We start from the raw sequence: 22056 nt of genomic DNA on the forward strand, positions 1-22056 counted from the left end.
CTGTTCCTTATAACCCGGCTTTCAAACTTGCCTCAATGAATTTATCCAGGTCGCCATCTAATACGGCCTGCGTGTTGCGCGTTTCAACGTTAGTGCGCAAATCCTTGATGCGGGAATCATCCAGCACGTATGAACGGATTTGGCTGCCCCAACCGATGTCCGACTTGTTGTCTTCCATCATCTGTTTATCAGCATTTTTCTTTTGCATCTCAAACTCGTACAGCTTGGCTCGCAGCTGCTTGAAGGCTTGATCCTTGTTCTTATGCTGAGAACGGTCGTTCTGGCACTGCACTACGATGTTGGTCGGCAAGTGGGTAATACGCACCGCCGACTCGGTTTTGTTTACGTGCTGACCACCCGCACCGGAAGCGCGATACACGTCGATACGCAGATCCGCCGGATTGATTTCAATATCAATATCGTCTTCCACTTCCGGGTAGATAAACACCGAACTGAAGGAGGTATGACGACGGCCACCGGAGTCGAACGGGCTCTTGCGCACCAGGCGATGCACGCCGGTTTCAGTACGCAACCAGCCAAACGCATAGTCGCCGATAATCTTGATGGTGGCGGATTTCAGCCCCGCGACGTCGCCGTCGGACTCTTCAATCACTTCCGTTTTAAAGCCTTTGGCTTCGGCCCAGCGCAGGTACATGCGCAGCAACATGCTGGCCCAGTCTTGCGCTTCAGTACCGCCGGAGCCTGCCTGGATGTCCAGGTAGCAATCAGCACTGTCGTATTCACCAGAGAACATACGACGAAATTCTAGTTGCTCCAGCTTGGCAGACAGTTGATCAAGCTCAATGACGGCTTCGTTAAAGGTTTCTTCATCGTCGGCTTCAATCGCCAATTCCAGCAGGCCGGTGACATCTTCACCACCTTGCTCCAGTTGGTCGATGGTTTCAACGATGGCTTCGAGCGCCGCGCGCTCTTTACCCAGCGCTTGCGCACGCTCGGGTTCGTTCCAGACGTCAGGCTGTTCCAGCTCCGCGTTGACTTCTTCTAGGCGTTCTTTCTTGGCATCATAGTCAAAGATACCCCCTAAGAACGGCAGTCCGCTCGGACAGGTCCTGAATACGGTTTTTTACCGGATTAATTTCAAACATGGTTTTTAGCGTTCTTTTTCGTTAGATGTCGTCGATGGCGAAATGCCATTAGAACCGGCAATTCTATCGGATCCAGGCGTCAGTTTATAGCGAGTTGCTCAGTTTTTGTGGGCAAGAAATGTAGCCGGGGCAAGGCAAGCCAGCCCCGGCTTAATGGCAGTGCGAATCAACGCGGCCAGAGATGCTGAATCAACAACTGCACGTTGCGGTTGCCGCGAAACTCATTGACGTCAAGCTTGTAAGCCAGTTCAACCTCACGCACGCTGCTGTCGGGCCACAGCGTGGTGTCCACGTTAAAGGCGATACCGTCAAGCAACGGGCCGCCGCCAAGCGGCTCGACCATCAGCTTCAGGTGCTTCTCGCCCACCAGCCGCTGCTGCAGAATGCGAAACTTGCCGTCAAAGGTCGGTTCCGGGAAGGCCTGTCCCCAGGGGCCGCCCTCACGCAACAGCTCGGCGGTTTCCAGCGAAAGCTCTTGCAGGGCCAGCTCACCGTCAGACCAGATAACCCCTTCCAGCATCGCCGGATCGAGCCATTCTCCAACCAGATCGCCAAAGCGCTGGCGAAACTCGTCGAATTTGGCCTCTTCCAACGACAGTCCGGCCGCCATGGCGTGGCCACCGAACTTCATCATCAGCCCGGGATTGAGCGTATCCAGCCGCTCCAGCGCATCGCGCATGTGCAGACCGGCTATCGAACGGCCGGAGCCTTTCAAAATGCCCTCACCCGCCGGCGCGAACGCGATCACCGGACGGTGGAAGCGTTCCTTGATGCGCGAAGCCAGGATCCCCACCACGCCCTGATGCCATTCCGGATGATACATCGCCAGCCCGTATGGCAAGGCGGTGCTGCTGCGTTCCAGTTGGTCGCACAGCTGCAAGGCTTCAACCTGCATGCCTTGCTCAATCTCGCGCCGCGTCAGGTTGAGTGCATCGAGATCGTTAGCCAGCATGCGTGCCTGCGCAATGTCGTCACTCAGCAGCAGCGCCACGCCAATCGACATATCGTCCAGCCGTCCGGCAGCATTGAGCCGCGGGCCCAAGGCAAAACCGAGATCGTTGGCCGCCAGTTGGCGCGCGTCGCGGTTAGCCACTTCCAGCAGCGCACGAATGCCCGGTCGGCACTTGCCGGCGCGAATACGGTTCAGGCCCTGGTAAACCAAAATGCGGTTGTTGGCGTCGAGCGGCACCACGTCGGCAACCGTACCGAGCGCCACCAGATCCAACAGTTCCGCCAGGTTTGGCATCGCCAGTGCCCGCTGTTCAAACCAGCCGCTGTCCCGCAGCCGGGCACGCAGCGCCAGCATCAGGTAGAAAGCCACCCCGACGCCGGCCAGGGATTTGGACGGAAACTCGCAGCCGCGCAGGTTCGGGTTGACGATCGCCTCCGCTGCCGGCAGGGTTTCCCCCGGCAGGTGGTGGTCGGTCACCAGCACCTGTATGCCTTTGGCGTGTGCCACATCGACGCCCGCGTGGGAAGAGATGCCGTTATCCACGGTCAGGATCAGCTCGGCACCGCGCGTCGCCGCTTGCTCCACCACTTCGGGGCTCAGGCCGTAGCCGTCCTCAAAGCGATTCGGTACCAGATAGTCGACGGCACTGCCGCCCATGCTGCGTAGCGCCAGCACCGTCAAGGCGGTACTGGTGGCGCCATCGGCGTCGAAATCCCCCACCACCATAATGCGGCGATGATCGGCCAATGCCTGTTGCAGGATCCCCACGGCGGTATCAATGCCGTCCAACTGCTGCCAGGGCAACATGCCTTTGACGCTGCGTTCCAGTTCCTGCTCCGCCTTCACGCCGCGCAGCGCGTATAAACGGCGCAGTAGCGGATGCAGGCTGGCAGGCAGATGGCTGCCGTCCGCCGTTTCACGGCGGCGAAGTTGTGTTTTGATGCTCACCGGCGATTAACCACCGGTTTTAGTTGCGGTCTGATGCGCGTCCAGCATGGCGGCCATCTCTTTCGGTCCCTGATAACCCGGGATCATCATGCCGTTTTCCAAAATGATCGCCGGGGTACCCTGAATGCCGAACTGCACGCCGAGCGCGTAGTGTTTGCTGATGTCGGTTTTACAGGTTGCCGGGGATACTGCGTCGCCTTTCATTGCCTGGTCGAAAGCTTTGGCTTTATCAGCGGTACACCAGATGGACTGCATGTCTTTTTCGGCCTGGGAATTCAACCCCTGACGCGGGAACGCCAGATAGCGGACGGTAATGCCCAGATCGTTATACTCTTTCATCTGCTCGTGAAGCTTGTGGCAATAGCCGCAGGTGATGTCGGTAAACACGGTGATCACGTGCTTTTGCTTCGGCGCTTTGTAGACGATCATCTGATCTTTCAGCGCTTCCAGCTTCCCGGTCAGCAGTTGATTGGTGACGTTGACCGGCTCTTTGCCACTGACGTCGTACAGCGGGCCTTGCAGAATGTGTTTGCCGTCTTCGCTCACGTAGAGCACGCCGTTATCGGTCAGCACGGTTTTCAGGCCGCTCACCGGTGAAGGCTGCACGTCCGCCTGCTGAATGCCCAGGCTGCCAAGCGCTTTTTGAATTGCCGCATCGTCGGCATGGGCCGCGCCGGTCACTGAAGCCACCAGCAGAGAGAGCAGCATTAAACCTTTCTTCATTCTTCCAATCCTTTTGAACCCGGCGTGTCAGGCACGCGGGTGGTGCTGTTGATGTAGCTGTTTAAGCCTTTCGGTCGCTACATGCGTATAAATTTGCGTGGTCGAGAGATCGCTATGCCCCAGCAACATCTGTACGACACGGAGATCCGCCCCATGGTTCAGCAAATGGGTGGCAAATGCGTGACGCAACACGTGCGGCGACAGCCTCTCGCTGTCTATGCCCGCTAGGATCGCATAGTGTTTGATACGATGCCAGAACGTCTGTCGGGTCATTTGCTGGCAACGATTACTGGGGAACAACACGTCCAGCGCCTGGCCGTTGACCATCCACGGGCGGCCGTGTTCCAGATAATTTTCGATCCAGTACACCGCCTCTTCACCCAGCGGCACCAGCCGTTCCTTGTTGCCTTTGCCTATCACCCGTACCACGCCCTGGCGCAGACTGACGTCGCTGATGGTCAGCCCGACCAGTTCGGAGACCCGCAACCCGGTGGCGTACAACACTTCCAGCATCGCCTTGTCACGCAGCTCCAGAGGCTGATCGACACAGGGCGCCTGCAGCAACGCATCGACCTGCGCTTCGCTGAGATCTTTCGGCAGCCGCTGCGGCAGCTTAGGTGAGGCAAGCAGCGCGGTGGGATCGTCGGTGCGCATATTTTCACGGTACAAATATTGGAACAGGCGGCGCATCGCGCTCAGCAAACGCGCGGAGCTGGTAGCTTTGTAGCCGCCCTCGACCCGTTTGGCGAGAAACGCCTGCAGATCCAGCGCCTGCGCCTTTACCAGCGAAATATTTTGTTGGTTCAGCCAGGCGACCAGCGCCTGCAGATCCAGCCGGTAAGAGGCCAGCGTATTCTCTGCCAGATTGCGTTCGAGCCACAGCGCATCCAGGAATTGCTCAATCAACGCATGATCTTGCTGTTGCACGCGGTCCTCTCTTTGTTACGTTTATGCCACAGGCATTATGCCTTAAACCGGTACAAATCGGGTATACTCGACGCAATTCTACCTACGGCAATATAAACGGTTTACACATGAAGATTGGTCTGTTTTACGGCTCCAGCACCTGCTACACCGAGATGGCGGCAGAAAAAATCCGTGAGATTCTGGGTGAAGACCTGGTCGACCTGCACAACCTGAAAGACGTCTCCCCCAAGCTGATGGAAGAGTACTCCATCCTGATCCTCGGTATCCCCACCTGGGACTTCGGTGAGCTGCAGGAAGATTGGGAAGCGATTTGGCCGCAGCTGACAACGCTGGATTTGAAAGGGAAAATCGTTGCCATGTATGGCATGGGCGATCAGCTCGGTTATGGTGAATGGTTCCTCGATGCGCTCGGCATGCTGCACGATCATATCGCCCCGCTCGGCGTACAGTTTATCGGCTTCTGGCCCATCGACGGCTTCGAATTCACCAGCCCCAAACCGCTCAGCGCCGATGGCAAACACTTTGTCGGCCTGGCGCTGGATGATGTGAACCAATACGACATGAGCGAAGACCGTATGCAACAGTGGTGCGAACAGATCCTGCTGGAGATGGACCCCCTGCTGTAATGCATCAGGGCGCGGTTACGCGCCCAATCTCCTGCTTATTTCCATAACCGGAAACGTTTTTCCTCTTCTCCTGCTGGCGTCTCGCCGCTCAAACGTGCCGGATCGGCCACCTGATACCAGTCCAGCTTGCGCGTCAGCAGCATAATCCCCGCCAAAATCGCAAACAGCAGCCCCGCGCCCAGCACCAACGCGTTATCTTCCGACTGCAACAGCAGGTACAGCACGCCATACAGCATCAGTAGGCTGGCGGCGAACAACGCACCACGTAACCGGCCACGCAGAACGGCACTGAGGTAAAAAGCAATCAATCCGCTGCAGGCGATACTGGCCAGCAGATAAGCGGTGGCGAAACCGAAATGCTCGGAGAACGCCAACAGGATCAGATAGAACAGCACCAGCGCCGCACCGACCAGCAGATATTGAATCGGATGCACCCGCAGGCCGGTCAGGGTTTCGAACAGGAAGAACGCCATAAACGTCAGGCCGATAAACAGCACCGCATATTTCACCGCGCGTTCGGTCAGTTGGTAATGATCCACCGGTTCAATCAGGCTGGTAGTGAAAGCCGGCAATTTGTCCTCGTCGAGGATCCCGTCATCGTAATGGAAGGCGCTGTTGATATTGTTAGCGAACCAGGTGCTGCGCCAGCGGGCGCTAAAGCCTTTCTCCGTTACTTTGCGTTCGTCCGGCAGGAAGTTGCCGAGGAAGTTCGGGTGCGGCCAGTTACTCTGCAGCGTCAATTCGCTGCTGCGCCCAAGCGGCACCAATGACAGGCTGCTGGTGCCCGCCAGCGTAAGGGTGAAATCGGCATCCAATCCGGTTTTCTGCAGCGAAGCCAATGTTAGCGGGGCATGGATCCCCTGCGGCAGCACGTTAACCTGCGTGCCCGGTTCGAAGGTCGTCTGCGACTGCGCGCTGATAAGCGGCGAGATACTCTTGATCCCGCGTGAATCGCTCAACGACACCAGCAGGAAAGGCTGGCCAATCACGACATTGCTGCGTTGCAGGTCGCTCAGATCCGGCTGACCGAATTTCACCTGAAACTTTAGCGGCCCCTGGTACACCTGCGTTTGGTAAATTCCCAGCTTGCGCACTTCCACGTTCGGCTTGCCGTTCACCTGCAGGTTTTCCGGCAGCAGATAGCGATGATGCCTGACCATTTGCACCACTTTCTGCCCCTTATCGTCGGTCTTTTCCTCCCTCTCGGTGTAAGGAATGACAATCAACGGCCCCAAAATCCGCTGTGCGCGGCTGGTGCTTTCGCTTACCTGCCCCACCACGCTCTGGCGGTAACCGCTGCGTTCTTCAATCACATTCATTAACTGCGTCACCGGGATGATCATCAAAATCATCAATCCCAGTAGGGTAGCTATCTTCCAAAACAGTACCGATTTCATCATCGCTGCGCGCTCCTTGTAGGTAATGGCGCCACGATAATGGCCTTCGGTGAAAGCAGGATGTGGTTATGTGAAGGGAAGGTGAAGTCAGAGAGATAAGGTGAAAATAGCCGCCACGCCGTGCGGTTGGCGATTGTGCAGCCGGACCGATCCCCGGTGCAAGCGCGCCACTTCCTGCACAAAACTCAGTCCCAGTCCGCTGCTTTTCGGTTTGTCGGCCCGGGCCAGCGAATAGAAACGCTCAAACACTTTGTCCAACGCGTAATCCGGGATACCGCTGCCGTCATCGCTGACGGTGATTCGGTAGTGATTATCATGACGTTCGCCGTGCACGCTGATAGTGCCGCCCGAGGGGGTGAAATCCAGCGCATTATCGAGCAGATTGGTTAACGCCTGACCGATCAGCAGCGCGTCGCCGGTCAGGGTAGCCTCTTCCATCCCGTCTATCTGCAATAAAATACCGCGCCGTACCGCCTGCGCCTCCTTGCCCGCGACCGCCTGACGCACCAAAGCCGCCATCGCGATGGGTGCCGACTCCAGCCCAGGACGGCTTTCCAGCCGCGCCTGAACCAGCAGCTTGTCCACCAATTGCTGAATGCGCGCGCTCTGTTGTTCGATATTGGTCAGAAAGCGCTGAGCGGTTGCCGGAGGTGGGAACTCCTGCAGTAGCTCCGCCGCACCGCGGATCGCCGCCAAGGGGCTTTTCAACTCGTGGGTCAGAGTGTGCACATACTGTTCGATGTAGGCCTTGCCTTCCAGCTTCACTCGCATGCTTTCGAGCGCCTGCGCCAGTTGTGTCAGCTCATGGCCGCCCATTTCTGGCAGCGGCACGCTTTCGCCTTGCGCGACGCCATCGGCGTAACGCACCAATCGACCAATCGAACGGTTGATCCACCAGACAAAACCCAGACCAATCAGCAAGGCAATGCCCAGCAGCAGCGCCCCTGCCCACAGAATGCGTCGTTCGCTGCGTTTGATCACCGGGGCCATGGTGCTGTTGGGTTTTCCGACGCTGAGCACGCCGATTATCTTGCCTTGATCCAGCACCGGCGCGGCGACATACATCACCGAGCTGTTTTCATCCTGCGGATCACTTCGCGTACTTCGGGCGCCGTACTGGCCGCGCAGCGTCAGGTACACGTCATTCCAGCGAGAATAATCCTGACCAAGTGCCTTGCCACTGGAATCAAAAATGACTTTACCGAGCCGATCGGTGAGATAAACGTGATATTCGCTGCGATCTTTGCGAATACCGGCAATATTGGCGCCAATGGGCCGTTGATTGAGTTGAGCGAATGCCTGCGCCAGTTGGCCGTGCACCACGTCAGTACGCTGCATATCCAGACGCGCGATTTGCGCCAGCAGGTTGGCGGTATCCACCAGCGTGCCTTCGGTTGCGCGCCGCACGCCAGGCTTCACTTCCTGCACGAAAATACTCAGCACGAAATAGCCCGCGACCGCCACAATCAGGAAATACCCCAGCAGCAGGCGCAGGCCTATTCTCATGGTTGGCGGCTCACGCTATAGCCCAGGCCACGATGCGTATGGATGGGCGGTTCACCCGGGTCGATGGTCCGCAGCTTGGCGCGCAGCGTTTTGATATGGGTGTCGACCGTACGGTCCAGGCTCTCTTCCGCCTGGGCCCAAACGCTGTCCATCAATTGCTGACGTGAAAACACCCTGCCAGGGGCCAGCAACAAGGTTTTTAACAGCAGGAATTCATAGCGGGTCAGAGGTAACGGCTGCTGATGGTAATAAATGGTCGCCGCCGGTTCATCCAGCCCAAAAGGGCCGAAGCTATAGAGCGTGGGCTGCTGCAAGCGCTGTTGTTTTTGTAAACGACGTAAAATGGTGCGAACGCGGGCGCTGACCTCACGCGGAGAAAAAGGCTTGGCGACGTAGTCGTCGGCACCGATTTCCAGCCCGATCAGGCGATCGAGCTCGTCGCTGCGAGCCGTAAGAAAAAGAACGGGTAAATCCGCCGCCTGCGACAGCAGACGGCGGCACAGTTCAAAACCGTTGATATCCGGCAAACCGACATCGAGGATAGCCAACGCGGGCGCCCCTTGCGCCAAAGCTTGCAAGGCCGGTTCGCCACGTTCGAACCAGCGCACCTGAAAACCTTCACTCTCCAGGGTATAAATCAGCGTATCGGCAATGCTGGGTTCATCCTCCACCAGCCACAGCGTCGGCTTCATCAGGGTTCCTCGTCATCGCTGGCCGGCGGATACAACAGCCGTTGGCGCAAATGCCGCCATTCGGCCTTGACCATGCTGTCGGAGGCCAACCACAAGCGACGACGCTTTTTATCCTGCATTGATTGCAACGTCAGCAGAATACCGAAACGCAGCATCCAGGGTTGCTTGACCAACTGCCATTCCTGCCCTTGCCAGCCCACACGCTGGTTCTCCAGCAGGCGCAACTCCCCCTGACGCGACGCAATGCGTTTTTGGCTACGAATACATTCAAACACCACCAGCGTCAGCAACACCAGCCAAATTGGCCCGTAGCCTTCCGGCCAGGGTGAAATCAGGATCAGCAGGATCAGAACGCCATGCGTCAACAGCGAAAGTAACTGGGTGCGCCAGGAAATACGAACATCACATCGCCACTGGGCCACGGTCTTTATTTCGCGTCTGGATCAGTGTCACCATTCTCTGCAGTTCACTGTCCTGCGGAGCGCCATGATTCATCAGCCAGTTGAACAAATCGGGATCGTCACTCTCAAGCAGGCGGATAAACAGCGCTTTGTCCGTGTCATTCAACCGATCGTACTCATATTCGAAGAACGGCATGATCGAGATGTCCAGCTCACGCATGCCACGGCGACAAGCCCAGTGAATACGTGCTTTGTTATTAATATCCATGTTGTTATGACTAACCTCTTTTCAGCGTGGCAACGCCATCGCAGGGTTCAACCGACACACTGTATGGCAACACCGGCGCGATATAATTCCATCAGCCAAAGATCTGTCTGCAAGGGTAACCTTCGGCCGCAAGCCTATAGAGTAACAATTTGACATACTCGCCGGGAAGGACGTTCTCTGCCTAAAGCGTAATTAAGCGCTAAATGTCAAAAAAAGCGCTGCCGGCGCGACAAGCGTGAATAACAGTTTGCAAAGCCCGCCGCCTCTTTTACCATGGAGCCAACACACCTTCAGGTAAGCTAACGTTAAGCAGGATCTTACTATGGCGTATAAAATTCCATTTCCACCCCGTCAACCTTCCGCCTCTTCCCATCTGCCCCTGACCTTAATCTCGCTGGAAGATTGGGCACTGGTGACGCTGAACGGGCCCGACACGGTGAAATACCTTCAGGGCCAGGTAACCGCCGACATCGAAGCGCTGGCGGCTGACCAACACGTGCTGTGCGGCCACTGCGACGCCAAAGGCAAAATGTGGAGCAACCTGCGTCTGTTCCATCGTGGTGAAGGCTTTGCCTATCTGGAACGCCGCAGCGTGCTGGACAGCCAACTGGCTGAAATCAAAAAATATGCGGTGTTTTCCAAACTCACCATCGCCGCCGATAACGAAGCGGTGCTGCTGGGCGTAGCCGGTTTTCAGGCGCGTGCGGCGCTGACGGGCATTTTCAACAGCCTGCCGGACGCGGAACATCCGGTGGTGCAGGACGGTGAAACTACTCTGCTGCACTTCACTTTACCGGCGGAACGTTTCCTGTTGGTCACCACCGCAGCGGTAGCCGAACAGCTGGTCGCCAGGCTGCACGAACAGGCGGAACTCAACGACAGCCAGCAGTGGCTGACGCTGGATATCGAAGCCGGTTATCCGGTCATTGACGCCGCCAACAGCGGGCAGCTAATTCCGCAAGCCACCAATCTACAGGCACTGGAAGGCATCAGCTTTAGCAAAGGTTGCTATACCGGTCAGGAGATGGTGGCGCGCGCCAAATTCCGCGGTGCCAACAAGCGGGCGCTGTACTGGCTGGAAGGCAAAGCCGGGCGGGTGCCACAGCCGGCCGAGGATCTGGAACTGCAACTGGGTGAAAACTGGCGTCGTACCGGCACGGTGTTGAGCGCCGCCAAGCTGGCTGACGGCACGCTGTGGGTACAGGTGGTACTGAATAACGATCTGGAAGCCGACAGCAAGCTGCGGGTGCGCGACGATGCCACCAGCCAACTGGCGATCAAACCGCTACCGTATTCACTGGAAGCCTAGAGTACCTCCCGGCTTTATCTGGGGGCGCAACCTGTTGCGCCCCTGCTGACATATCCGTTACTCGTCTAACTCCCCATCGCGTTGCACCAGGTAAATCAGCACCAGAATAATGGTGACAAAGAACCGGAAGGCATCCGGCACGCCGTTCCATTGTTTAGACATCCACATGCCGAACCACTCTCCCCCCACCGACATAAAGCCCACCTGCCAGGTCAGAAAACCGAGCGTCAGGCCGACCACCGCCAGCTTTTTCTTTCTGTTGAAAGCCACGGCGGGCAGTTTCAGGCCGCACAGCAGGCGCAAACCGCCCACCCAGCACAGCAGTGCCGTCAGGCTTTCCAGGATAATAATGCCGATATAGCCGGCGTGATGCAGCCAGGGAGATTGTATGGAACGGTAGGTGATGGTGGCGTCAGGGAAAATGGTGTCCATCATAAAGACATGGCGCACAAAGGCGAAGTTGGAACCGTAATCCGTAATATTACCGAAAGCCACCAGGGTGGCGAACAGCGCAATCGCGCACACCAGCAGCGCTTTGGATAAGCGAATAATCATATTGATGAGTCCTGAAAGATTAACGTAAACACCGAAGGTGCAAAGTCGGGCTCAGGAATAAACAGAAAAATGGGCTTGCTGGATACCCGAAAGAAACAAGCGCCTCTTTTTTAACTTAAAAGAAACGCTTAATCAACATGATACTAACGCTGTAGGGGTACCCGTCAGACGTACAGATAAATCGCCATAAAGTGACACAGGCTACCGCCGAGCACAAAGCCATGCCAGATAGCATGACCAAAGCGGAATCGCTTCGAGGCGTAGAAAATCACCCCCAGGGTGTAAACCACGCCGCCGACCGCCAGCAGCGTCACGCCACCTAATGCCAGACGCGTCGCCAACTGGTAAATCACAATCAGCGACAGCCAGCCCATGGTCAGATAGGTCACCAGCGACAGCGCTTCAAAACGGTGGGCGAACGCCAGTTTGAACAGCACGCCCAGCAGCGCCAGGCCCCAGATGACCGCCATCAGCCCCTTGGCCAAGGGTGAGTTCAACCCCACCAACAGAAACGGCGTGTAGGTACCGGCAATCAAAAGGTAAATGGCGCAGTGGTCAAACTTTTTCAGCCAATGCTTGGCCTTTTGATGGGGGATCGCATGGTACAACGTGGAGGCGAGGAACAGCAGGATCATGCTGCCGCCATAAAGACTGTAGCTGGTAATGGCCGTGACGTCGGCACCGCTGTCGACCGCCTGCACCAGTAGCAATACCAGGCCGACGATACCCAAAACCAACCCGATGCCGTGGCTGATGCTGTTGGCTATCTCCTCCGCCCACGGATAGGCCGCAGCGGCAATTTTTTCGGTACCAGCTTTCACTACGCCCGTTTTTCCCATAACGCAAAACCCCTCAAAATGCGCAACACTGTTCGAAATTACCGCAAAGCAGCTTAACTGAGAATAATTTCAGTGTACACGTGTACGCTAAAATAAAACTGTGTGCGCGTGTAACCATCGAAATCCCCCGCTCGCTGGTCTACAATCGATCCGCTTCAACCCATCTACCTTGAGGTTTACACCATGTCATCCGCTGTACCCGCGTTAGATTTCGGCTCCATGACCCAGGTCATCCAGTTCCTGATGGAAATCGACAAGTTGAAAAGCGTGCAACGCCGCACCAAGGTGCTGGGCACCCAACGCCAGGAAAACTCCGCCGAACACAGTTGGCACTTCGCCGTGGGCGCCATGAGCCTGGCGCCTTATGCCGGTGAAGGCGTAGATATTCAGCGAGTGATCCAGATGGCGCTGCTGCATGACATCGTTGAGATCGATGCCGGTGACGTACTGGTGTACGATCTGGCCGCCCGTGCAGCGATCCACGATCAAGAGGTTGCCGCGGCACGGCGTCTGTTCGGTATGCTGCCGGACGCTCAACGCGAGTATTTCACCGCTTTGTGGCAGGAATATGAAGATGGCGAGAGCGCCGACGCACGCTTTGCGCTGGTGCTGGACCGCACCATGCCGATGCTGATGAACCTGCATAATGAAGGCCAAAGCTGGGTCGAAAACGGCATCAGCCTGGAACAGGTATTGTCACGCAATACGATGATTGAAGAAGTTTACCCTGAGCTGTGGAAACACCTGCTGCACCACCTGCAGGAAGCCCAGCGCAAGGGCTGGTTGAAGTAACTCTCCGCAGGCCGGGTGCCTCCCTCACCCGGCAAACCAGTCACAGCGGCTTGTGTGCCGTTTCCTTTGCGGCAATCACCGCCCACAGCGTGATCAGCAACGCCACCACCACGTAGGCCGAGATCGCCAGCGTGCTGTCGTAGGACTTGAACAGTGAAGCGATAATCAGCGGCGCAAACCCACCGCCGATAATACCGGCCAGCGTGTAGGCCAACGACGATCCGGCATAGCGCACCCTTGTCGGAAACTGTTCGGTGATAAATGCCGCCTGCGGGCCGTACATCGCCGCATGGATCAACAAACCGACCACCACCGCCAGGCAGATCAGCACCGGCTGGCTGCTGTCGAGCAGCACGAAGAACACAAACGCCCATACCATCGCCGCCAGCGCTCCGCCGATATACACCGGCCTGCGGCCAAAACGGTCGGACAATGCGCCAAACATGGGGACGGTAATCGCATTGCCGATCGCCCCCAGCATGGTGGCGGTCAGCGCCAGCGGGCGCGGCAGGTTCAACACCGTGGTGACGTAGGTCAGCGTAAAGACCACCACCAGCGCATAGAGCACGTCGGAACCGATACGTGAACCGCCGGCAATCAGCAGCGGACGCCGATGCTGGGTGAAAACCTCACGGATTGGCGCATGAGTAACGTCCTTAGAGGCTTCCAGCTTCAGAAACGCCGGCGTTTCCCCTACCCCACGACGCAGCCACAGGCCAAACACCACCAGCACCAGGCTCAGCAGGAAGGGGATACGCCAGCCCCACTGTTGGAAATCTTCTGCCGACATCGCCACCGTCACCAGCGTGATCAGGCCAGTACCAATCAGCGTGCCGCAGGAAGGACCGACCTGCGCAAAGGAGGCATTGCGCCCCCGCTGGTGCGGTTTGCCGTGCTCCATCGACAGCAGTACCGCGCCGGCCCATTCGCCTCCCAATGCAATCCCCTGAATAAAGCGCAGCGTCACCAACAGCAGCGGGCTCCAGATGCCCCAGCTGGCGTAACCGGGCAACAGTCCCATCAGCGCAGTTGTCACCCCCATGATCACCAGCGTCGTCACCAGCACAAAGCGCCGCCCCAGCACGTCGCCGAGATGGCCGAACACGATGCCGCCAATCGGCCGGGAAACGTAACCGACCGCATAGGTGGAAAACGCCAGAATGGTACCCACCAGCGGGTCGAAAGACGGGAAAAATACGTGATTGAAAATCAGCGCCGCCATGATGTTGTAAACGGTGAAATCGTACCATTCCAGCGCGGTGCCGATAGAACTGGCGGCCGCCAGCCTGCCGGTTTTCGGTGGGTGAGCGGCAGCGTCGGCAGCGGACAGGTTCAGGGTCGGCGTTTCGGTGGTTGAAGTGCTCATGATGACAGCTCCTGAGTGGTCAGTTGCCAGCCCAGGGCATAATGCAGGGCTTCGGCTGCGGGGATTTCCAGTTGGCGGCAGGCAAGCTCGCTCAGCCGCCGGCCAGCTTCGGCGCTGCTGCTTTCGATCAGTAGCATCGGCAACAGATGACGATTTTCACGCGACTCTTTCGGCAACGGCGAACTGAGCTCCGCGTCCGGCGACAGCAGGCTACTGCGAACAAAGCCCGGCTGCTCGGCCAGCAGCCCCCCCAAATGGCTGATGCTGGCTTTCAATACCTCCGGTTGCGCCGGTGCGAGGTTAACGATAGCCAGGTAACTGCCGCAGCCCTGACCTGTCACCGCTTCCACCGCACACACCCGGCGCATCGGGTCACGCATTTTATCGAGGCTCGCCACCGACCAGGGCGTTTGCTGGGTAAACGCAGCGCGGTAGGCCGCTGAGGTAAAACTGGCCAATGATTCGGTTTTGTACAGGCCGAGATATTTACGCCCGCCGTGCAGCGCCTGATAACGGGTGCCCGACAAAAAACCAGGCACCCGCACTCGCTCTTCCACGTGCTCGCGGTCGTACCACTGATTGAAATCCGCCTCATCCTGCGTGGCGATATCTGTTGCGACAAACAGCATTCCGTTCGGGGAACCGGTCATGGTGACTCTCCTGTTAGCTCAAAGTAAAAATCACGCGCCGGCGAGGCAACGTTCGATTGCCAGCGCCCAACCCAGCAGCGCTTCGTCATGCAAAGGCAGTGCGGCCACCATCAGGCCAACCGGTGCCGCATCGGCCTGCTGGCACGGCAGTGACAATGCGCAGCCGTCGAGGAAATTGATTACCGAGGGATTGCGCAGCACGGCACCATTGATACGGAAATAGGCTTCTTCATCCGCTTCCAACTCGGCAAGGGTCGGGGCAACGAAAGGCACCGTCGGCATCAGCAACGCAGCGAACCCTTGCACTTCGGCACTCACCCGCCGTTGCCAATCGGCGCGCAACGACCGTAATTGCAGCAGGTTGTTCTCATCCAACGTTTTGCCGCGACGAATGCGCGACAGCACCCGGGGGTCATAAGCATCGGCATGTTCGGCAATCAACGCCCGGTGCCAGTGCCAGGACTCCAGCGCGGTAAATCCACCGTCGGCATTGATCGCCGCCAGTTCGGCGAACTCTCGGCAGGGAATAAATTCAATCTGCGCTCCGGCCTGCGCCAGGCGCTGCAAGCCAAGGTGAAACGCGGTGGTGACCTCAGGGTCCAGGCCATCCAGCACCAGGGTTTGCGGTACGGCGAAGCGTGCCTGACTCAAATTTTTCTGCTGAGGCCGTAGTGGCCGATCGGCAATTGCCGTATCCAGCGCCAGGCAACCGGCCACGTCATGAGCAATCACGCCTATCGAATCCAGCGAAGGGGAAAGTGGCAGCAGGCCGCCGCTGCTAATGCGGCTGGCGGTGGGCTTATAGCCGGTCAGGCCGCAGAAGGCCGCCGGGATCCGCACCGAACCGCCGGTATCGCTGCCTATCGAACCGAAACACATGCCGTCGCTCACCGCCACTGCTGCCCCCGAGGACGAACCGCCGGGAATACGACGTGCGCTGCGATCCCAGGGATTGGCGGGCGTGCCGTAGTGGGGATTGATCCCCAGCCCGGAATAGGCAAATTCGGTCATGTTGGTTTTGCCCATCACCACCGCGCCCGCCTGCAACAAACGCGCCACCACGGCAGCATGAGCACTAGCCGCTGGCGCACCGGCCAGTACGCGTGACCCGGCCGCGGTGGCTTCCCCTGCGACATCAAACAGGTCTTTGACCGACACCGGTACACCGTCCAGCGCCGACAGAGGGTTGCCCGCAGCTCGCCGCCGATCGGCCGCCAGTGCCTGCTCCTGAGCCCATTGGGCATACACATGGGTAAAGGTGCGCTGCCCCTCTCCCTGCTCGTTCACGATTTGCGACAATGCGTCAGCGGTCAACCGCGCGGCGGTAAATTCCCCCTGAGCCAGCCCGGAAACGGCCTGAGTTAACGTCAACTGTTTCATCAGGCCACCACCGGCAGCTCAATGCTGCTATAGCTATGGCTGATGGTGCGCCCCAGCACCTCATCCACCAATTCCATACGGAATTCGGTCGCTGGCCGGATGCCGCCAATCGCCGCCACCGTACCGCAGGCCATCGCCAGGCCGTCCTTCGGCTGTGGCACCGTCAACCCGCCTTCCGGCAGTTGTTGGCCGCTCAGGTAACGATCCAGCAGATCGCCCGGAGTACGCAGGCTGGCAAGACGGCCCTGCTGATAAAGCTGGAACTCGCCGTTCTCCTTGATCCACGAGCGCAGGATCAACGAATCCCAGTGCGCACTCACCTCACGCAACGGCCAGGCGGCAAGAGCCACCGGCTTGACGCAGAGCTGTTTGGACAGGGCCACGCTGTGCGCCTCCAACTGACGATCGGTATGATCCGAAGCCAGCGAAACATACCATTCACCCTGATGTGTGAAGATCAGTGGTTCCGCTTCGCCGGAGCTGGCATTGCCGATAACTTCGATGCGTTCGCTCTGGCTGAGCTGGTTAACCGCCACCCGATAAAACAGAGGGATTGCACTGGGTTGGGGCACACCGAGCTCGGCCAGCTCCCTGATATGGTGCAGGATCGCTTCGCGATCCCGGCCGGTCCAGCCGGCAATCACCAGGTGATCGATCTCGACATCCAGCACCCCAGTGCCGCTGGATTCGGGTAAAGTAAAGGTCAGTCTCATGGCGTTTGTGCCTCTTTGGTTAAAATACTGTGAAATTTCACTATATCTTTAGTTACCAAATAAGCGATTTCCGTGCCATGTTTTTGTGTACTATGTCTAAAAACTTTCGTCTTGCAGGAGCAGAACGTGATGACCCTTGACGCAGAGAGCCCGGAACTCCCGACGGCAGAGGAAGCCGGGCTGTCACTGAATGAACTGGCCTACCGACGCTTTAAGCAGGCGCTGGTGACGTTGAGTTATAAACCTGGTGAATATCTCAATACCGCTCAGGTGATGAGCGAGCTGGACATGGGCAGAACGCCGATCAACCAGGCGATCCACCGACTGGCCAATGAAGGATTACTGCAGGTGATCCCGCGTAAAGGGGTGATGGTTGCGCCGCTTTCGATGGACGATGCGCTGGAATTGATTGAAGTGCGTTTGGCCAATGAAATGCTGTGTATGCGGTTGGCGAGCAAAAGAATTACGGCCCCCCAGATCGCCGAGCTTACGGAACTCAATCAACAAATCGAAGCCGCCAGTCAGCAACGCGATCGGGTAAAAATGATGACGCTGGATCATCAGTTCCACCAGCAGCTGGCACAGATCGCCGGCAATAATATGTTGGCGGACATTCTGAGCGTACTGCACGCCAGAGCACAACGCTTCTGGGCCAGCACGCTGTCACGCGAAGGCCATATGCGCGAAGTGATAGAGGAACATCGGGCGATTATCGCCGCACTGGCCGCGCAGGACGATGACGCAGCCGCCAATGCGGCGCAGGCGCACATACTTTCATTCCGCAGTGCCCTGCTGCATGAGGGATAAGCCGCCGTCAGCGGCCGCCGGCGGCCTCAATAAAGCTGCCGGTGATGTAAGAAGCGGCATCGGACAGTAACCAGACAATGGCTTCCGCCACCTCTTCCGGGGTGCCGCCACGCTGCATCGGCAGGCTGCTTTTTACCCGATCAACGCGTCCAGGTTCGCCGCCGCTGGCATGCATTTCGGTATAAATCAGCCCCGGTCGCACGGCGTTGACGCGAATGCCCTGCGCTGCCACCTCCAGCGCCAGTCCGGTGGTGAGCGTATCTACCGCCCCTTTAGAAGCGGCATAGTCGATATATTCCCCAGGAGCACCGATACGCGCGGCCGCGGAGGAGACATTGACGATCGCTCCGCCCTGCCCGCCATGACGCTTCGCCATGCGCTTCACCGTCTCGCGGCAACAGAGAAAATAGCCGGTAACGTTGGTAGACAATACCTTGTTGATACGCTCGGCGGTCAGTTGCTCAATCCCCGTCTGCTGAAACAAGATGCCGGCGTTATTGACCAGCGCACTTATCGGGCCGAGGCCGGCATCCAACGCATTAAACATCGCCACCACCTGATTTTCATCGGCCACATCCGCTTTTAGCGCCAGCGCCCGGCCGCCCATCGCTTCGATTTCCGCCACCACCTGCGCTGCTGCCGCTTCATTTTTCAGATAGTTAACGCCGACCGCATACCCCTTACGGGCCAACAGCAGCGCCGTGGCGCGACCAATACCGCGGCTGGCGCCGGTGACCAATGCAACTTTCGTCATGTCGTTCCTTTCTCTGGTTGGGAAATCAGAAACTGTAGCTGGCGCTCAGGAAGACGATGCCGGCCGTTTTTTTCTCGACGATGGGGCTTTTGGCCGCATCCCCCAGCAGAGTATAGAGACTTACGCCCCCCTGAAAGGCAATTTCCGGCGTTAGTGCGTAATTCAGCACGCCGGTGAGGGTGGCTTGTTTAAAGCCGCTGCCCGGTCGGTAAGCGGTGAATGAAGTTTGCTGTGCCTGCTGCTGCGTCACGCCAAAATAACCACGCTGGTAACCCTTATTGGCCCAGGTGGTGCTCAAATCGGTTGAAAACGTCAATGCCTCGCTCAGCGGATAAACTGCCGCGATACCCAGATCGACATAGGCGGTATGCCCGAGATCCTCATCCCCATAGCGGCGCGCTTTGGTGGCCTGCATCCCCTTGACGTAAGTGCGAAAAGGGTCAAATTTATAGCTCAGCTCAATGCCGGCTTCCAGGGCTCCCTTCAGATCGCCCATGCCTTTTAGCCGCTTATTGTGGCCTCGCAGCGTTTTCAGCTCTTCATCACGCCCGGCGTCATAGCCGGCCAGCAGGGCAATGCCGAAGGGCCCCGATAACGGCAACTGCCAGCGGGCACCGTTTTGCAAACCCAGGCTGAAGTCACCCCAGGCAGACTTCTCGTAACCGGCCTCAATATCGTACAGCGGCACGGCACTGTAGTCGGCAGCTCCCTGATAGTCCGGCACCACGGCCATGCCGCCGCTGAATTTCAATGACGCCTCTGCGCCATCTTGCGTAAACCCCTGCAGAGGGAATAACACCAATAACGTCGCCGCAGAATAACCCAGGGTATTTTTCACCGTATCTGCCTTATTATTTAATAAAGGTTTAAAGCGCCACCAGGCGCCGCAATTGTTTTTTAATACGTGGCTTTAAGCTTTTACAAAAATCCGATGACTCCGTATGCTGAATAACAGACAGAGTGGGTAAAAATGATTCGCCATGATCCCCACCTTGCGCATCGACGTGGAAAGACAGCATGGCCAATACCAACAATAAAATTGCGCCTAAGCGGGCAGCCTTCATTGAAAGATTGTCGATACGCATTTTTTCTCACCTGAATGATTTATTCAGGGCTGAGCGTACTTGAAAGAGGACGGTCTTCCCTTAACGTCAAATTAATCCCAGATTAAGGTTTGCTTAAGAAGGGGTGAACAAACAGGAGCGCGTCGTTGTCTTCCCCCTGCGGTTGTAGTTATATAGCCGCCAGCGCCGTGACATAAACCGGATACCCCGTGAACATATTGCTTGTGGAAGACGATCTGCAATTGGGCAAAGCCCTGTGCCGAGCTTTAGAGTTGGCAGGGTTCGATTTGTGCTGGGTGCGGTTAGTCCATGATGCACAACATAAATTATCTGAAGGCAGCTTCGATTTAATGCTGCTGGATCTCACCCTGCCCGACGGCGATGGCTTGAAAAAGCTGATTGAATGGCGCGCTGCGGGCCAAAATATTCCGATTATTATTCTGACCGCCCGTGACCGCATAGAAAGCCTGGTCAATAGCCTGGATTCCGGTGCAGATGACTTTCTGGCAAAGCCTTTTGCCCTGCCTGAGCTGATCTCCCGCGTGAAGGCGGTAAACCGGCGCATGGCGGGGTTTGCCTCCCAAACCTGGAGCCTGGGCAACCTGTATCTGGATCCCATGAACCACCAGGTCACGCTGGACGACGAACTGCTGCTGCTGTCGAAAAAAGAGTACCGCCTGTTGCACGAACTGATGCGTTGCGCCGGTACCGTGGTGCGCAAGGCGGCCCTGGAACAGCGCCTATTCGGCAATGGCGATAATGTAGAAAGTAATTCTCTTGAGGTGCACATGCATAATCTGCGGCGAAAAATTGGCAAGGAGAGAATTATTACCGTACGCGGCATAGGTTATTTATTGAAAAAAGAGTCTCAGGGATGATTAGCTTCAAATCCTTTTTCATGCGAACCATCGTTTTCCAGGTGATGGCCATACTGGTACTCTGGGGAATATTGCTGGGTTGGGTCAAATACCTTTATTACCCGGATGCTGAAAAGTATCTGGATAATCAGCAGCGTATTGTTGCACAAGGCATCGCCAACATTCTCGACAAGACTGACGTTACCAACAATAATTATTCCGACATCATTAAAGATATCGAAACAATGTACATCGATTCGATTAAAAACGGGATGGAAGACGAAATAGATTATCGTCCGCTGTTTGTCGTTTTCGATCGTAATAATCAGATGCTTTATGCCTCTCCCGCTCAAGATAAACCTTTGGTTTTGCCCCCGTCGGTGCTGTCCGGCACCATCAGCTACGCCAACGTGAAGTGGCATATCGCCGGCAGCTGGAGCGAAAAGCAGAAGTTTCGGGTGATCGTCGGCGAATCTTTCGACAACCGCACCACCATTTTCGGCAATCCGGCGGAAAGCACCGCAATCCCTTTGCTGGTGATCCTGGCGGCGATCATCGTCACGCTGCTGATCACCGCCTATTTCAGCCTGCGGCCGCTGCGGCAAATTGCCAGAACCATCTCTGACCGCAAGCCAGGCAACTTATCGCCGATCAATGTACGGGCGCAGTACCAGGAAATTCGGCCTGTCGTGCTGGAAATCAATAAGCTGATGACGCGTATCGACGCCGCCAACCAGCGTGAAAAACGCTTTATGGCGGACGCGGCCCACGAACTGCGCACCCCGATCGCCGCCGTGCTGGCACAGCTGCACCTGCTGACTCAGGTGGCGGATAAAACCGAACGGCAGGAAATCATTGGGGACATGCAGCTGGGGCTGGATCGCGCCGCATCGCTGTCGCGCCAGCTGATTGATCTGGCCAAGCTGGAGTCGGAAGACTTTCCGCTGAAGATTGAGGCGGTAGATATCTACGCTGAAATCAGCAAATGCATTGCCCAGCACGTACCCTATGCGATGGAAAAGAACGTTGAGCTTTCGCTGGAAGGCAGTGAAAACGTGATTATCGATACCGATCGTCATTCGCTGATCACCATCTTTACCAACCTGCTGGAAAACGCCATCAAATACGCCCCGCCCGGCGGCAGGATCGAAGCCAATATCCGCTCGTTGTCCCCCCTGGGCTGCTATATTACCCTGCGTGACAATGGCCCTGGCGTTAGCCGGGAATACCAAAAGCGCCTGTTCGAGCGTTTTTACCGCGTGCCTGGCGTTCAGCAGACAGGCAGCGGTCTGGGACTGGCCATTGCCAAAAACCTGGCCGATAAGATCGGTGCGCAGCTACGGATCACCGAAGGGCTTGATGAACGCGGCATCGGATTTGTCATCGACCTGCCGGAAAATTACCTGATACCGACGGAGAACTAA

At 57.2% G+C, this 22056-nt stretch carries 24 protein-coding genes; 6 read left to right on the forward strand and 18 right to left on the reverse strand.

Annotated elements, in window-relative coordinates:
* Nucleotides 1-7 precede the first annotated feature (7 nt).
* The 4 genes from prfB to xerD form a co-directional block, all read right to left on the reverse strand.
* Nucleotides 8-1106 (reverse strand): peptide chain release factor 2 gene (gene prfB, locus LQ945_RS08895; protein ID WP_262239622.1). Its coding sequence is split into 2 segments (ribosomal slippage): nucleotides 8-1030 and nucleotides 1032-1106, totalling 1098 coding nucleotides; the frame shifts between segments, so codons are not numbered across the junction.
* Between the two features lie 166 nt (nucleotides 1107-1272).
* Nucleotides 1273-3006, reverse strand: a complete 1734-nt coding sequence (gene recJ / locus LQ945_RS08900; RefSeq protein WP_115058104.1) for a single-stranded-DNA-specific exonuclease RecJ — start codon at nucleotides 3004-3006, stop codon at nucleotides 1273-1275.
* Nucleotides 3007-3012: 6 nt separating this feature from the next.
* Complete coding sequence (dsbC, locus tag LQ945_RS08905) at nucleotides 3013-3729, reverse strand: bifunctional protein-disulfide isomerase/oxidoreductase DsbC (protein ID WP_115058103.1); 717 nt, start codon at nucleotides 3727-3729, stop codon at nucleotides 3013-3015.
* 27 nt (nucleotides 3730-3756) lie between these two features.
* Nucleotides 3757-4656, reverse strand: a complete 900-nt coding sequence (gene xerD / locus LQ945_RS08910) for a site-specific tyrosine recombinase XerD (RefSeq protein WP_270102717.1) — start codon at nucleotides 4654-4656, stop codon at nucleotides 3757-3759.
* A gap of 107 nt (nucleotides 4657-4763) precedes the next feature.
* On the opposite strand from xerD, the gene fldB reads away from it, so the two are divergent.
* Nucleotides 4764-5282, forward strand: coding sequence for a flavodoxin FldB (gene fldB / locus LQ945_RS08915; RefSeq protein ID WP_270102718.1), 519 nt, complete (start codon nucleotides 4764-4766; stop codon nucleotides 5280-5282).
* 35 nt (nucleotides 5283-5317) lie between these two features.
* On the opposite strand, the gene creD is transcribed toward fldB, so the two are convergent.
* The 5 genes from creD to sdhE form a co-directional block, all read right to left on the reverse strand.
* Nucleotides 5318-6682, reverse strand: a complete 1365-nt coding sequence (gene creD, locus LQ945_RS08920) for a cell envelope integrity protein CreD (protein WP_270102719.1) — start codon at nucleotides 6680-6682, stop codon at nucleotides 5318-5320.
* An 84-nt stretch (nucleotides 6683-6766) separates the two neighbouring features.
* Nucleotides 6767-8185 (reverse strand): two-component system sensor histidine kinase CreC, encoded by a 1419-nt coding sequence (creC, locus tag LQ945_RS08925; RefSeq protein ID WP_270102720.1) that lies wholly within the window; start codon nucleotides 8183-8185, stop codon nucleotides 6767-6769.
* Complete coding sequence (creB, locus tag LQ945_RS08930) at nucleotides 8182-8877, reverse strand: two-component system response regulator CreB (protein ID WP_044553240.1); 696 nt, start codon at nucleotides 8875-8877, stop codon at nucleotides 8182-8184. Before creB ends, creC begins: the two co-directional genes overlap by 4 nt.
* Nucleotides 8877-9299 (reverse strand): protein YgfX, encoded by a 423-nt coding sequence (locus LQ945_RS08935; RefSeq protein WP_182823214.1) that lies wholly within the window; start codon nucleotides 9297-9299, stop codon nucleotides 8877-8879. Before LQ945_RS08935 ends, creB begins: the two co-directional genes overlap by 1 nt.
* Nucleotides 9280-9546: an FAD assembly factor SdhE gene (gene sdhE, locus LQ945_RS08940; RefSeq protein WP_020828476.1), complete on the reverse strand. Its 267-nt coding sequence runs from the start codon at nucleotides 9544-9546 to the stop codon at nucleotides 9280-9282. Before sdhE ends, LQ945_RS08935 begins: the two co-directional genes overlap by 20 nt.
* Before the next feature lie 322 nt (nucleotides 9547-9868).
* Between sdhE and ygfZ the strand changes: the two genes are divergently transcribed.
* Entirely contained in the window at nucleotides 9869-10855 is a 987-nt protein-coding gene (ygfZ, locus tag LQ945_RS08945) for a tRNA-modifying protein YgfZ (RefSeq protein ID WP_262239629.1), read from the forward strand.
* Nucleotides 10856-10912: 57 nt separating this feature from the next.
* Here the strand turns inward: ygfZ and LQ945_RS08950 are convergent, their stop codons facing one another.
* Both LQ945_RS08950 and trhA read right to left on the reverse strand, forming a co-directional pair.
* The gene (locus LQ945_RS08950) at nucleotides 10913-11410 is read right to left on the reverse strand and encodes a DUF2165 family protein (RefSeq protein WP_269935676.1); all 498 of its coding nucleotides are present in this window, start codon (nucleotides 11408-11410) and stop codon (nucleotides 10913-10915) included.
* A 164-nt stretch (nucleotides 11411-11574) separates the two neighbouring features.
* Nucleotides 11575-12249 carry a PAQR family membrane homeostasis protein TrhA gene (gene trhA, locus LQ945_RS08955; protein WP_044553246.1) on the reverse strand — a complete coding sequence of 225 codons (675 nt, stop codon included), beginning with the start codon at nucleotides 12247-12249 and terminating at the stop codon, nucleotides 11575-11577.
* Nucleotides 12250-12432: 183 nt separating this feature from the next.
* On the opposite strand from trhA, the gene LQ945_RS08960 reads away from it, so the two are divergent.
* Nucleotides 12433-13041, forward strand: a complete 609-nt coding sequence (locus LQ945_RS08960) for an HD domain-containing protein (RefSeq protein ID WP_270102721.1) — start codon at nucleotides 12433-12435, stop codon at nucleotides 13039-13041.
* A gap of 40 nt (nucleotides 13042-13081) precedes the next feature.
* Here the strand turns inward: LQ945_RS08960 and LQ945_RS08965 are convergent, their stop codons facing one another.
* The 4 genes from LQ945_RS08965 to LQ945_RS08980 are packed head-to-tail and all read right to left on the reverse strand — an operon-like array spanning nucleotide 13082 to nucleotide 17150.
* On the reverse strand, nucleotides 13082-14407 hold the full coding sequence (locus LQ945_RS08965) for an MFS transporter (RefSeq protein WP_182823223.1): 1326 nt from the start codon (nucleotides 14405-14407) through the stop codon (nucleotides 13082-13084).
* Complete coding sequence (locus tag LQ945_RS08970; protein ID WP_270102722.1) at nucleotides 14404-15057, reverse strand: DUF4286 family protein; 654 nt, start codon at nucleotides 15055-15057, stop codon at nucleotides 14404-14406. Before LQ945_RS08970 ends, LQ945_RS08965 begins: the two co-directional genes overlap by 4 nt.
* Nucleotides 15058-15087: 30 nt before the next feature.
* A complete protein-coding gene (locus LQ945_RS08975; protein WP_270102723.1) occupies nucleotides 15088-16437 on the reverse strand; it encodes an amidase in 1350 nt (449 codons plus the stop codon).
* Complete coding sequence (locus LQ945_RS08980; protein ID WP_270102724.1) at nucleotides 16437-17150, reverse strand: DUF2848 domain-containing protein; 714 nt, start codon at nucleotides 17148-17150, stop codon at nucleotides 16437-16439. The genes LQ945_RS08975 and LQ945_RS08980 overlap by 1 nt, the downstream gene beginning before the upstream one ends.
* 129 nt (nucleotides 17151-17279) lie before the next feature.
* On the opposite strand from LQ945_RS08980, the gene LQ945_RS08985 reads away from it, so the two are divergent.
* Nucleotides 17280-17957, forward strand: coding sequence for a GntR family transcriptional regulator (locus LQ945_RS08985; RefSeq protein WP_020828484.1), 678 nt, complete (start codon nucleotides 17280-17282; stop codon nucleotides 17955-17957).
* Nucleotides 17958-17964: 7 nt separating this feature from the next.
* Here LQ945_RS08985 and LQ945_RS08990 read toward each other — a convergent pair whose 3' ends face one another.
* The 3 genes from LQ945_RS08990 to LQ945_RS09000 are packed head-to-tail and all read right to left on the reverse strand — an operon-like array spanning nucleotide 17965 to nucleotide 19796.
* The gene (locus LQ945_RS08990) at nucleotides 17965-18711 is read right to left on the reverse strand and encodes an SDR family oxidoreductase (RefSeq protein WP_270102725.1); all 747 of its coding nucleotides are present in this window, start codon (nucleotides 18709-18711) and stop codon (nucleotides 17965-17967) included.
* 25 nt (nucleotides 18712-18736) lie between these two features.
* Nucleotides 18737-19549: a MipA/OmpV family protein gene (locus LQ945_RS08995; protein ID WP_270102726.1), complete on the reverse strand. Its 813-nt coding sequence runs from the start codon at nucleotides 19547-19549 to the stop codon at nucleotides 18737-18739.
* 28 nt (nucleotides 19550-19577) lie between these two features.
* Complete coding sequence (locus tag LQ945_RS09000; protein ID WP_270102727.1) at nucleotides 19578-19796, reverse strand: hypothetical protein; 219 nt, start codon at nucleotides 19794-19796, stop codon at nucleotides 19578-19580.
* 188 nt (nucleotides 19797-19984) lie between these two features.
* On the opposite strand from LQ945_RS09000, the gene LQ945_RS09005 reads away from it, so the two are divergent.
* Together LQ945_RS09005 and LQ945_RS09010 are read left to right on the forward strand one after the other, a co-directional pair.
* Nucleotides 19985-20653, forward strand: coding sequence for a response regulator (locus LQ945_RS09005; RefSeq protein ID WP_048760848.1), 669 nt, complete (start codon nucleotides 19985-19987; stop codon nucleotides 20651-20653).
* Entirely contained in the window at nucleotides 20650-22056 is a 1407-nt protein-coding gene (locus tag LQ945_RS09010) for an ATP-binding protein (protein ID WP_270102728.1), read from the forward strand. The genes LQ945_RS09005 and LQ945_RS09010 overlap by 4 nt, the downstream gene beginning before the upstream one ends.

The organism is Serratia liquefaciens, from assembly GCF_027594825.1.
Lineage (GTDB): Bacteria > Pseudomonadota > Gammaproteobacteria > Enterobacterales > Enterobacteriaceae > Serratia > Serratia liquefaciens_A.